The 13,285-nt window shown below is 42.1% G+C and carries 10 protein-coding genes; 1 reads left to right on the top strand and 9 read right to left on the bottom strand.

Going from position 1 to position 13,285, the window contains the following annotated elements:
• Positions 1 to 391 precede the first annotated feature (391 nt).
• Complete coding sequence (locus tag ACZ5KY_RS10515; protein ID WP_464243852.1) at positions 392 to 1,567, top strand: ATP-grasp domain-containing protein; 1,176 nt, start codon at positions 392 to 394, stop codon at positions 1,565 to 1,567.
• Between the two features lie 80 nt (positions 1,568 to 1,647).
• Here ACZ5KY_RS10515 and mtaB read toward each other — a convergent pair whose 3' ends face one another.
• The 9 genes from mtaB to ACZ5KY_RS10470 form a co-directional block, all read right to left on the bottom strand.
• Complete coding sequence (gene mtaB / locus ACZ5KY_RS10510) at positions 1,648 to 2,949, bottom strand: tRNA (N(6)-L-threonylcarbamoyladenosine(37)-C(2))-methylthiotransferase MtaB (protein ID WP_464243851.1); 1,302 nt, start codon at positions 2,947 to 2,949, stop codon at positions 1,648 to 1,650.
• Positions 2,946 to 3,977 (bottom strand): tRNA 2-thiouridine(34) synthase MnmA, encoded by a 1,032-nt coding sequence (gene mnmA / locus ACZ5KY_RS10505; protein ID WP_464243850.1) that lies wholly within the window; start codon positions 3,975 to 3,977, stop codon positions 2,946 to 2,948. Before mnmA ends, mtaB begins: the two co-directional genes overlap by 4 nt.
• A gap of 96 nt (positions 3,978 to 4,073) precedes the next feature.
• Positions 4,074 to 5,759: a cysteine desulfurase NifS gene (gene nifS / locus ACZ5KY_RS10500; RefSeq protein ID WP_464243849.1), complete on the bottom strand. Its 1,686-nt coding sequence runs from the start codon at positions 5,757 to 5,759 to the stop codon at positions 4,074 to 4,076.
• A gap of 1 nt (position 5,760) precedes the next feature.
• Complete coding sequence (gene cysE, locus ACZ5KY_RS10495) at positions 5,761 to 6,471, bottom strand: serine O-acetyltransferase (protein WP_464244657.1); 711 nt, start codon at positions 6,469 to 6,471, stop codon at positions 5,761 to 5,763.
• Positions 6,472 to 6,601: 130 nt separating this feature from the next.
• Positions 6,602 to 8,119 (bottom strand): threonine ammonia-lyase, biosynthetic, encoded by a 1,518-nt coding sequence (gene ilvA / locus ACZ5KY_RS10490; RefSeq protein ID WP_464243848.1) that lies wholly within the window; start codon positions 8,117 to 8,119, stop codon positions 6,602 to 6,604.
• A gap of 124 nt (positions 8,120 to 8,243) precedes the next feature.
• A complete protein-coding gene (locus tag ACZ5KY_RS10485; RefSeq protein WP_464243847.1) occupies positions 8,244 to 10,040 on the bottom strand; it encodes a methyl-accepting chemotaxis protein in 1,797 nt (598 codons plus the stop codon).
• A gap of 28 nt (positions 10,041 to 10,068) precedes the next feature.
• On the bottom strand, positions 10,069 to 10,482 hold the full coding sequence (locus ACZ5KY_RS10480; RefSeq protein ID WP_464243846.1) for a hypothetical protein: 414 nt from the start codon (positions 10,480 to 10,482) through the stop codon (positions 10,069 to 10,071).
• A 218-nt stretch (positions 10,483 to 10,700) separates the two neighbouring features.
• Entirely contained in the window at positions 10,701 to 11,201 is a 501-nt protein-coding gene (locus tag ACZ5KY_RS10475; RefSeq protein ID WP_464243845.1) for a chemotaxis protein CheW, read from the bottom strand.
• A 43-nt stretch (positions 11,202 to 11,244) separates the two neighbouring features.
• Positions 11,245 to 13,026 (bottom strand): methyl-accepting chemotaxis protein, encoded by a 1,782-nt coding sequence (locus tag ACZ5KY_RS10470; RefSeq protein WP_464243844.1) that lies wholly within the window; start codon positions 13,024 to 13,026, stop codon positions 11,245 to 11,247.
• Positions 13,027 to 13,285 lie beyond the last annotated feature (259 nt).

Raw genomic sequence — 13,285 nt, 5'->3', positions numbered from 1 at the left:
GTAAGGTGCTGAATTAAGCTAAATAGCTAATTGTCTCTGTAGTGTTGCAATAAAAAAACTAGCAATGAATCTCTTGGACAACATCACTCATTATTGCTAGAAGTAATCGACTACCTGTCAATGAATAGCTTACTATCCTTAACTCAACAGGCGAACAACATGACACTTTATGATCAACTTGGAGGCGCAACCGCTGTGGATGCTTCCGTAACAATGAAAGCCGGAATAATTGATGTAGTGGTCGGCTATTCTTAATCGCTATAAGCGATATTTAGTGAAGAGTTGCAGGTCACGACAATCAAAACCATTTGAGATACTCACATCCACTAATGAAACCAAAGAACCAACTCGTTGATTGTTTATGCGTTGAGAAAACACAAAAGGAAACATCATGTTTTTAGTTGATAAACCCTATATTTCTGACATTTTAAAAACCACAATTAAGAACTGCACGATTCAAGTGGTTGGCACTGAGATCGCTCATCAGTTAGATCTATACAAGGGAACTAAAATTCTCAGCGAAGCACAAGCCATCACATCAGCCCAACAGCACGACAACCCACAGCTTTATTTAACCTCAGAAAATTCAATCAACTGGATTGCTCAACATTTATCTTCGACAACGCTACCAGATAAAATAAACATGTTTAAAGACAAGTTGAGATTTAGGCAGTTGATATCACCCCTTTATCCAAACTTTTATTTTAAAGGAGTCGATATCAACGAGATAAAACAACTTGATTTTGATGCGATTCCAACACCATTTATCATAAAGCCCAGTGTTGGTTTCTTCAGTATGGGTGTCTACAAGATTACCAATCGCGATGAGTGGAACCGCAGTGTTGAGTTGATTTTTGCTGAAATCGAACAAGTGAAAAATCTTTACCCTCTCGAAGTACTTGATACGCGATCTTTTATCATCGAAGAGTGTATTGAAGGTGATGAATATGCCGTTGATGCCTACTTCGACTCAGAAGGAAAGCCAACGATTTTAGGGATATTTAAACACACCTTTGCATCGCAGCAGGATGTCAGTGATCGCGTTTATACAACCTCCAAAGAGATTATTGAACACAACCTCGAAGATTTCACCCAATTCATCACTAAAATTGGTCAATTGTCTGACGTTAAAAACTTTCCGATCCATCTTGAATTACGACGCCGGCCAGATGGTATAATTCTGCCAATTGAGGTCAACCCCATGCGCTTTGGTGGCTGGTGTACGACAGCTGACACCACATTTCTCTCTTATGGATTCAACCCCTACGACTATTATTTTTCGCAAAAGAAACCTGATTGGAGCGAGATACTCACAGGCAAAGAGGGCAAGCTTTTTAGTATTGTTGTATTAGATAATTCAACGGGAGTTAATGGCAAAGATATTGTCTCATTTGATTATGATCAATTGCTGCAAAAATTTGAAAACCCAATGGAACTGAGAAAGATTGATTATCGAAGTTATCCCGTCTTTGGTTTTTTAATCACCGAAACACGGGCCGACAACTTTGCCGAACTTAAATACATTTTGGACTCAAACTTAACCGAATTTATCACCACAGTAAATTGAGCCTTAACCTAATAAAATCAGCACCGCCCCAATACAAACACATCGGGGCGGAGCTAATTCACACTATTTCAAGCTTAAGGTCAGACATGCTTACCTGTTAAGCCATCTCCGTCAACACCACCAATCAAGACCTTGACACATTTCCCCGCAAGGGGCAGTTCTGACTTAAAAGAAACCGATACATATTCATCACTCAAGCCCTTACATCGCACTCCACCAGTGCTATTTTCAACGACAACTTCGACGACCTTATCAAGAAAACGCTTAATATAATGTTGTTTTTTAAGCTCACCTAAATGACGCAATTGTGTAGCTCTATCCTTAGCAATGGATGGATCGATATGATCTTTCATCTTTTCAGCTGCAGTTCCGGGACGCTTACTGTATGGAAAAACATGCAAATAATGGATCGGTAGTCGATCAATCAACTCAATGGATTGTTGATGCTCCTCATCCGTTTCACCGGGAAAGCCAACAATAAGATCAATGCCAATTGAGATTTCAGGCGATCTTTCATAAATGTTCTGTAAGCAACGGTAAAAATCCTGTCCAGTATAATGACGATTCATGCGCGTTAACACCGTATCAGACCCCGACTGTAAAGGAATATGAAGGTGTGAACAGACCCGTTTAGATTGACAAACAAGTTCCACCAATTCATCGGATAATTCTTGTGGCTCGATAGAACCTAAACGGAGCCGATGAAGCGATGTTTGGTCTAGGATTGTTTTTACAAGTGAGGTCAACGTGAGGTCCACGCCACATTCACTTTGCAGATCTTTGCCATAGTTACCAATATGGATACCCGTCAGAACAACTTCCTGATAGCCATTTTTGATCAAGGTCTTAATCTGATCGACCACTTCCACCACCGCAACAGAACGACTACGACCTCGTGCAAACGGAATAATACAATAGGAACAGAAAGCATTACAGCCACTCTGTATTTGGACAAAGGCTCGACTATGTTCAAAAAATGACGCAATTTTCAAATTAGGACAATGACTCGCCTGAGCAATATCACCCACCTGAACCTTAGCCCCCTCACCGTTGAGCAACGACAAGAAGTTCTCTTTTTCCATGTTGCCAATAACCAGATCAACACCAGGAAGTTCAGCTAATTTTTGTGGTTGAACTTGAGCGTAACAGCCAGTGGCAACAATTCGACACGCTGGATTAAACCGCCGAGCGCGACGTACCAATTTACGCGATTGAGCGTCCGTTGCCGATGTCACGGTACAGGTATTGATCACGACCAGATGAGCGCCCTGTTCAAAAGGTGCGAGGTGGTAGCCATCCTGAATCAATAACTCTTCGATTGCTGCCGATTCAAACTGATTGGCTTTACAGCCGAGTGTAACAACACATGCTGACTTGATCACTGAATCCATCCTCCACCAATCACAGCATCTTCTTGATAGAATACAGCTGACTGACCCGGTGTAACACCAATTTGCGGTTGATCAAAAACAACGCGCACCGTGTTCTGATCATCCGTATAAACAGTAGCCAGTGCTTCATTGTGGCGGTAGCGAATTCGACAATCGACTCGAAGTTTACTTTCCACTGGAAGCTGAGACCAGACAACATCGTTAACGACCAACTCCGTTGTTTTAAGGAACTGCTTCTCACCCACAACAACCTGATTTTTAGTGACATCAATCGACACGACATACAAGGGTTCACTCCAGCCAATACCCAGCCCTTTCCGTTGGCCAATCGTGTAACGATACGTACCGCTGTGACGACCCAAGACTTTTCCATTAACATGGATAATATTACCGCCCTGTGGCAACGTTAATGCCTGTTTTCTTAAGAAATTGACATAATCGTTATCTGGGATAAAGCAAACATCTTGACTCTCTGCATTATGCCGCGCTGAAAGGTTAAGTCGTTGAGCAATCTCCTTAACCTGCTCCTTAGTCGTGTCTTCCAAAGGAAACATCACCCGTTTTAATTGCTCAGCCGTCAAAGTAAAAAGGAAATAACTTTGATCTTTTTTAAGATCATGACCCCGGCGCAACACCGGAACATCACCAGAGTAGTCAATGCGCGCATAATGGCCAGTAGCCAGAAAATCAGCGCCAAGTTCATCTGCGACCTGTAAAAGATAGCCAAACTTCATGTGTCGATTGCACAAAATGCACGGATTGGGAGTGCGGCCATTCAAGTATTCATCGCAAAAATTTTGCACAATGACCCGGTTAAACTCATCTCGACAATCAAGGCTGTGAAATTCAATTCCTAACTCGTTAGCAACCTGACGGGCATCCTCATCACTCGACTCATGCTCAACTCCTGATAACAAACGCATATGCACACCAATGACTTCATAGCCTTGTTCAAGAAGTAATGCTGCAGTTACTGCAGAATCAACACCACCACTTAAAGCAACCATCACCTTTTTCATAAACGATCCTTAAACTGTCAAAGGCATCCACCGTTAAGATGAATGCCTTGATAAAAAACTATGACACGATAAACATTGAATCTCCCGCCATCTAAATCAATGGTGACCAATACAACATTCAACGTAAGGGCAATCCTCAAGATCGACTCCGGAAGAAAGCATAGGGCTCATTTCACGCAATTTCAACACAATAGACGGCAAAACCTCTAGCAACCTATCAACTTCTTCAGAGGTGTTTTGATCACCAAAACTAAAGCGTAAGCATGAATTAAGCAGCCATTCATCGACGGCCATAGCAGTCAAAACATGAGAATGTCCATCACTGCCAGCGGTACAAGCCGAACCAGACGAGGCCGCGATACCATACATATCAAGATGCAAAAGCAGCCCCTCTCCTTCGATAAATGAAAATCCAAGGTTCAACGTGTTCGGTAAACGTGATTCCATATGGCCATTAATAGTCACATCTTCAACCTGTTCCATAATGCCTGACTGAAGTCGGTCACGAAGTTGTTGCAACTTTTCCACTCGCTGGAAAAAATCTTGCCCAGCCAACTCACACGCTTTCCCCATGGCAACAATACCTGCCACATTGTGTGTTCCGGCCCGCAAACTCCGCTCTTGATGTCCACCATGAATATGAGACGTCAGTGACGTACCACGACGAACAAATAGTGCACCAACACCTTTGGGAGCACCAATTTTATGACCTGACATCACTAAAAAATCAACAGGGCATTTTTGCATATCTATTTCGACTTTGCCTAATGCTTGAACGGCATCCGTATGAAATTGAACTTTATGCCGTTGCGCTATTTCAGCAATCTGTTGAATTGGAAAAATAGTGCCGGTCTCATTATTCGCCCACATCACCGAAATCAAGACCGTTTTTGGAGTAATCGCCTGTTCAAGTTGATCAAGATCAATCATCCCACGCGAATCAACAGGCAGGTAAGTGACTGCCCCACCCCGTTCTTCAAAATAACGACAGGTATCCAGTACTGCGGGGTGTTCAACAACAGTGGTAATCACATGATTACCCTGCTGGCGTAACGCATCACAGCTACCTAGTACAGCTAGATTGTCGCCCTCACTGCCACTGGCGGTGAAGATAATCTCTTCGGGCTGAGCATTAATCAATTGTGCGACCTGCTGTCGCGCCTCTTCGATAGCCCCTTTCACGGCACTACCCGCCCAATGGACACTCGAAGGATTACCAAAAAGAGTTTGATAATAAGGGAGAAAAGACTCAAGCACTTCGGCTGCAACCGGAGTGGTTGCATTGTTATCAAAATATATCTTGTCCAACTTCCAATCCTCCAAGACCATCATTTTTTCTTGGCTAACATTTACGTTATCACGACTCGCAATAAGGAGTTGTGCATCGTTGGTTAAATCCTCGATCGAAATAGCAGAAAAATAACCACGAATATGTTGAGTAAGGCCAGCCCAAACAGAATGAGTCAAACACTCCTCTTCACAAGCACATTGGCCCATATCATCCATACAGGATACGGGAACTAACGTTTCTTCTACACTATCAATGATTTGATCAAGTGAAATTTGTGATGCAGGAACTGCTAACGCGTAGCCACCACCGGGTCCACGAGAACTAACAACTAACTTTCCACGGCGTAGTTTAGCAAATAATTGCTCAAGATAGGTCAAGGAGATATTCTCACTACGGGCAATTTCTCGAATTGATATCGGTGACCCTTTATGGTCCAGACTTAAACGAACCATCGCTCGTACAGCGTACTGAGACTTCGTAGAAAGACGCATTTTAGCCCTCCTTCGAACAAGGTTGACAATCCTTCAACTGACATTGCAACAATTCATGTTCCTGTTGCAGTTGATTCAGTTGTGTTTCGACCTTGCGTATGTGTTCAAACAAACAACTAATCGCTTGAGCTTGTGGATCTGGTAGATGGCCATGCTCTAAGTCGAAGCGGTGTTGTTTAAACTGTTCCTGACGCTCCTCTTCACTTAGAACCATGCGCCCAGGTACGCCCACAACAGTCGCTTGATCTGGAACCTCTTTCACAACAACAGAGTTTGATCCAATCTTACTACCAGAACCAACAGTAAAGGGTCCAAGTATTTTTGCTCCTGAACCGATCACCACATTATCACCTAAAGTGGGATGACGTTTCTCTTTCGCCCAAGAGGTTCCCCCCAAGGTCACACCGTGATAGAGAGTACAGTTATCACCAATCTCAGCAGTTTCACCAATCACAACTCCCATGCCATGATCAATAAAAAAACCACGACCAATCTTGGCACCAGGGTGGATCTCAATTCCCGTTAGAAATCGACTTAACTGAGAAACGCAACGAGCAATAAAAAAACAATTCAACTGCCATAATTTATGGGCAAAGCGGTGCAGCTGTAAGGCATGAAATCCCGGATAACAAACAATCACTTCAAGGGTAGATCGAGCAGCTGGATCACGTTGAAAAACAGCCTGAATGTCTTCACGAAAGGTTTTAAGCAAAATATCTCTCCCCATAGTTGACCCTAATTGATCTTTTACTACAGATATCATTCCAGACTATTCCTGTCAACTATTAAGCCTTCAATACACATAGCTTTAGTGGTTCATTGTAGCAAATAAAACCCTAACATTAACCACCCTGTAAAAAACGTCTATAAGCCGGATTGTTGGTTTCATCAACATGGTAGTACCCCAAAGCATCAAGAAAATCGTTCAAATCTCCATGCTGGTTTTCTGGCAACTCTAAACCAATCAGAACTCGACCAAAATCGCCACCTTGTGCTCGATAGTGAAAAAGAGAAATATTCCAATTGGACCCCATCGCGGCTAAAAAGCGAGTCAAAGCACCGGGTCGTTCTGGAAACCAGAAGCGATACAGAAACTCCCCTTCAACTTGACGAGAATGACCGCCGACCATATAACGGATATGGGTCTTAGCTAGATCATTATCCGTCATATCTAAGCAATTATATTTTTCACCGCTCAGTGAATTCGAAAACTCTTCGCGCTCTTGACTACCTTTGACAGACAGACCGACAAAAATATATGCTTCCTTGCGGTCGGAGAGACGGTAATTAAATTCAGTAATATTTCGACCTTCTAGAAAAGTAGTACAAAAATGTCGTAATGCACCAGGTTGTTCTGGAATCGATACGGCATAAAGGGCCTCTTTCTTTTCACCGATTTGCGTGCGTTCAGCAACAAATCGTAATCGATCGAAATTCATATTAGCACCTGAATTCACCGCGACAAGATGCTGTCCATGAAGATCGTTTTGCTGCACATATTTTTTCATTCCAGCAACAGCCAAGGCTCCTGCTGGTTCAACGATTGATCGGGTTTCCTGATAAATCGTTTTGATCCCACTACATATCTCATCCGTTGAAACTTGAACCATGTCGTCCACATATTGGCGACAGAGTTCAAAGGTACGCTTACCAACTTCACGAACCGCAACACCATCAGCAAAAATCCCGACTGAATCGAGCTTAATGCGTGAGCCAAATGCTAACGATCGTGACATGGCGTCACTATCCTTGGGTTCGACACCGATAATCTTCACATCAGGACATACAGCCTTAATAAAACTCGCAATTCCTGCAATCAGCCCACCACCACCGACAGGAACAAAAATAGCATCGAGGCGACCAGCACTTTGGCGTAAAATTTCATCAGCAACGGTTCCCTGCCCTGCAATGACATAATCATCATCAAACGGATGGATAAACACACGCCCCGTTTGCTTTATCAACGTGGCACAATATTCAGCGGCCTCTGAGTAATTATCTCCATATAAAACAACCTCAGCGCCATAACTACGAACAGCTGAAGTCTTTATTGCTGGCGTTGTCGCTGGCATCACAATAACCGCACTGGTTCCCACTTTCTGAGCCGAAAAAGCAACCCCTTGAGCATGGTTACCCGCTGAGGCAGCAATAACACCACGTATTTTTTCTTCGTCACTGAGTTGAGCAATCCGATTGTACGCACCACGAATCTTAAAAGAGAACACGGGCTGCAGATCTTCCCTCTTCAACCACACGTGATTGTCTAGCTGTTTTGACAAACCCGTAGCAGCTTCAAGGGGGGTCTCTTCAGCAGCATCATAAACACGGGAGGTTAAAATCATTTTCAATATATTTTGCACAACAAAACCCTTTCGTAAAAAACAGTGATTTGAGTTCTACCATGTCATTCTTATGTGGTCAAACATACAAAAGGAGCGACCCGAGGGCCGCTCCTTTTAAAACATCATGTTGTCAATTAACACCTTAGAATTTACCAAACTCGTCATCATCTAAAGAAATTGATACGGGTTCAGAATCCCACCCCATAGGCGCACGTTGTTGTCTCACCACTGGAGTCTCGTACGTTGGCTGTGGTCTAAACTGGGCAGAACTTGCCCCACCCTGCTTGAGAACGAACCTTGCCAACATTTGGCGCAATTGATCCGCCTGACTTGATAACTCTTCTGCGGCGGCAGCACCCTCTTCAGCACTAGCAGTATTCTGCTGTGTCACTTGGTCAATTTGGCTTAAACCAATTGTTACCTGTTGAATCCCTTGAGCTTGCTCAGACCCTGAAGCGGCGATTTCAGTCACCAAGTCAGACACTTTGACAATACTTTCAAGAATTTCTTTAAATCCTTCAGCAGTGCGATCTGCAATCGTCGCACCATTCGCTGCCTTCTTGACTGAACCTTCGATCAATTGAGCCGTTTCACTTGCAGCCTTAGCACTGCGGGCTGCTAAATTACGAACCTCTTCAGCAACAACCGCAAATCCTTTACCATGCTGACCGGCACGTGCCGCCTCAACTGCCGCGTTTAAGGCAAGTAAATTAGTTTGAAAAGCAATTTCGTCAATAACTTTAATGATTTTAGCAATATCTTTCCCTGAATCGCTAATATCACTCATAGCACTAATCATCTCTTCCATATTACTGCTACCACTATCCGCTGCCGCACTGGCCTGACTTGCAAGTTGGCTGGCCTGATGCGCACCATCAGCACTTTGACTTGTTTGACTTGAGAGCTCTTGCATTGAGGCCGCAATCTCTTCAAGTGAGCTTGCCGACTCAGTTGCTCCTTGCGACAACGATTGACTTGAATCAGAAACCTCTGTTGAACCCGAAGCAATTTGCTCACCAGCCATCTGCACTTGGGACATAATTTCATTCATGTCCTCACCGAGTCGTTTCAATGCACCACGGATCTCATCTTGATCGCTATGGGGAGTTACATCGAAAGCAAGGTTACCTTGAGCAAGTTTTTGCAGTGATGCGACAATATCATTTTGCAAGCTATCGGCAAATTTATCCATTGTGTTCGCCATTTGGCCAACTTCATCTTTTTGATTTAAATGCATCCGTTTTGCAAGTTCACCATTTTCCAAGTGAGTGAGCATGTCAACCGCATGATTTAATGGAATTGAAATACCCCGTGAAACAAAGACAACCAATACAATTGCAAACAAAATCACCAGACTCAACACAACCATAACGGCATAAAACACTGCATCCGTTTCTGCTTGAATATCATCAAGATAAAGACCCGCACCAACGATCCAGCCCCAATCAGACTGAATCTTCACGAATGAAATTTTATCAACAGGGGCAGAGACACCAGGTTTATTCCATTGGTAATCAACATACCCTTGACCTTCTTGTTTCGCAACGCGTGACATCTCAACAAAAAGAGCCTTACCATTTGGATCAACTGTAGAACTTAAATTTTTACCATCCAATTCTGGCTTTATTGGATGCATCACCATCGCTGAATTAATATCCTGAATCCAAAAGTAATTACTGTCATCGAAACGGGTATGGCTCACAGCCGACTTAGCCGCTTTTTGTGCCTGTTCACGCGTCATCTGTCCACTTTTTTCTAACGACACATAATGGTCAATAACACCCCAAACACCTTCGACCGTGTGCTGGATCTCAACTTTTTTCGCATTATTGAGATTATCTTTCAGCTTAAGGTAGACCCAGCCAATAGTAAGACTAAAAGCAATAATTAATGCAAAACTTAATACGAAAATTTTCTGAGATACTCTTAAATTTTTCATTGGGTCCCCTTTTTCAATAACGAACAACTCAATTAATTGCCCCCTTACAACTAAAGCAACTATATGACGTTTCAATATAATTAATTAACAGTTCTGACGAACAAAAGTCTATCGTATCGTTTAACTGACTGATAATTTGTTGCTGCTCAGTTTCATCAATCTCTCTGCCAGCAACAATTAGTTGCACAGTTTTTCTTAAATTTTTAATCATTTCTAAATATCGTGTTGCAGACAATCGCTCTGGCTTACTTTCACCAAGCGAAAAATAATCAACAACTAAAATCAGATCATAATAATTTTCATTTCTTTCTGAATTTTTAAGATAGTTTACAGCATCAGGGAGAACTTCAATGACCGTCACATCCCATCCAGCTAAATGAAGTAAAAAACCAACCACCTTGAGTCGTTCAGGTAATGCCGCAGTTATAATGACTTTTCGCATCTCATCATCCTAACTATATATATCTATAATGATAAGTCTAATTGAATACAACCTGTAAATCAATAAAACTAAACCAATAGTAACGGTGAGACTGCTAAGATATTGAAATCGTAAACAGCTCAGTCACAAACCATATCAAAACCAATTCTACTATATTCAACAAAGGACCAGTCCCGTAAAGAATTCAATTGGCTGTTCTAAAAAAGTTGGTCACGACATTAATCATTAGTTTCTGACGCAACCGCATAATTGTTCACTAAGCGAGCGACATCTAAAAGAATCTTCACATCTGCACCAATTTTCCCTAGTCCTTTTATATACCTATCATCTGATTTTGTAGGTGGAGCACCCTCTATTTTATTTTCTGCAATTTCCACCACTTCATTAACTCGGTCAACCAACAACCCAACAGTAAGGTCATCGACAGTCACAACAATGACGCACGTCCGATCATCATAGGTTCTTTGCTCCATATTAAAGCGTAACCGAACATCCATAACCGAGATAACCTTGCCACGCAAATTAATAACTCCACGGATATAATCGGGCATATCAGGTACTTCCGTTATTTTTTGAATCCCAACAATTTCAATCACATCGCAAATATCAATACCAAAATCTTCTTGGCCAATTTGAAATGTTAAGAACAGATCTTTTTGAGCATTTTCTGTACCAAAGTGTTCATCTTTCATCAAATTTTCAGCAGCATTTCCATTCATACTAACCTCCTCAACAATCGATTACGACACACATTTAAATTTATTACACCTCTCGCCAACCAATTGTATTGGTGCGTTGAACCGCACGATATTCTGGTTGAACAACATGACGAGTGACATCAGTGTTAGCAATAGATTCACGGTAAACATTGTTTGTGTTTGATGATTGTTTAAGGACAAATTTACTCAACATTTGGCGTAATTGGTCGGCCTGACTGGATAGTTCTTCAGCTGCAGCAGCACCCTCTTCAGCACTCGCTGTATTTTGTTGTGTTACTTGATCAATTTGACTTAAACCTACGGTGACCTGTTGAATACCTTGGGCCTGCTCATTACTCGATGCGGCTATTTCACTTACCAAATCAGTTACTTTAACAATGCGTTCCACGATTTCTGTAAAACCAGCAGCAGTACGGTCAGCAATAGTGACTCCAATTTGTGCTTTCTTTACCGAACCTTCAATCAATTCGGCTGTTTCACTCGCTGCTTTTGCGCTACGGGCTGCCAAATTACGTACCTCTTCAGCAACAACCGCAAAACCTTTACCGTGTTGCCCTGCTCGAGCAGCCTCAACCGCAGCATTCAATGCAAGCAGGTTCGTTTGAAAAGCAATTTCATCAATAACCTTAATAATTTTGGCGATGTCTTGACCTGATGAACTTATGTCCCCCATAGCGCTAATCATCTCTTGCATACTGGTATTGCCACTATCCGCAGCCACTTTTGCTTGATCCGCTAAAACACTGGCTTGATTAGCCCCTTCAGCACTTTGTCGAGTTTGACTCGAAAGTTCTTGCATGGATGCAGAAATTTCTTCAAGTGAACTTGCTGATTCGGTTGCCCCTTGAGACAACGATTGACTCGAATCTGAAACTTCTGTTGATCCCGAGGCGATCTGCTCACCAGCCATTTGAACTTGTGACATAATATCGTTCATGTCATTGCCAAGACTTTTCAATGCGCCCCGAATTTCATCTTTTTCACTATGAGGAATGACTTCAAAATCAAGATCACCCTGTGATAACTTATTTAATGACGCAACAATATCGTTTTGCAAACTATCAGCAAATCGATCCATAGTTACAGCCATCGTCCCAATCTCATCTTGTTGTTTAAGTTCCATCCGTGAACTAAGTTGACCATTTTCAAGATTGGACAACATATCAACCGCTTGATTAAGTGGTTTAGATATTCCACGAGAGACAAAGAGGATTAAAGCAACGGCAAAGAAAATAACGCCACCAACTACAGCCAGTACGGCGTAAAAAATAGCATTCAGTTCTGCTTGAATATCATCAAGGTAAAGACCTGCACCAACGATCCAGCCCCAATCAGACTGAACCTTAACAAATGAAATCTTATCAACAGGATTCGCAACACCAGTTTTATTCCATTGATAGTCAACATAACCTTGGCCTTGTTGCTCTGCTATCTGTGACATTGCAAGAATATATGCCTTACCATTAGGATCAACTGACGACGTCAAATTTTCACCTTCCAGTTCAGGCTTTAAAGGGTGCATAACCATCACGGAATTAACGTTTTGAATCCAAAAATAGTTTCCATCAGCAAATCGTGTATGACGGACAGCATCTTTAGCAGCAGATTGTGCTGCGTCCTGAGTCATCTCTCCACTTTTTGCCAAACTTGCATAATGATCAATAACCCCCCACACACCTTCAACTGTATGCTTAATTTCAACTTGCTTCGCATGACTCAAATTTACTTTCAACCGAGAATAAACCCAACCAATTGTTAAGCTAAAAGCAATAACCAATGTGAAACTAAGTACAAAAATTTTGTGGGAAACTTTTAGATTCTTCATAGCACCTCCTGTGAATTGAATCGCTCTTAACGTTATCCTCAACATAATTCTGTAAAGCAAAACTCATACAAACGTTATGATCAGCATAAGACCTTTGTTTTATTAAGAGCATGAGTTATGCCAACAACATGAAGTGTACATAACTGGCTAATATTACAGGAGTTTCACTCGGGAGAGAGTATGGATACTTATGGAAAAGGTTATGCATAAACGCATAGTAAATTGCTCAGAGAGGTATTGAAATCGTGACAAGGTGAGT

It is taken from the genome of Desulfuromonas svalbardensis (genome assembly GCF_055389415.1).
This window is presented reverse-complemented; position numbering and strand designations above follow the sequence as displayed.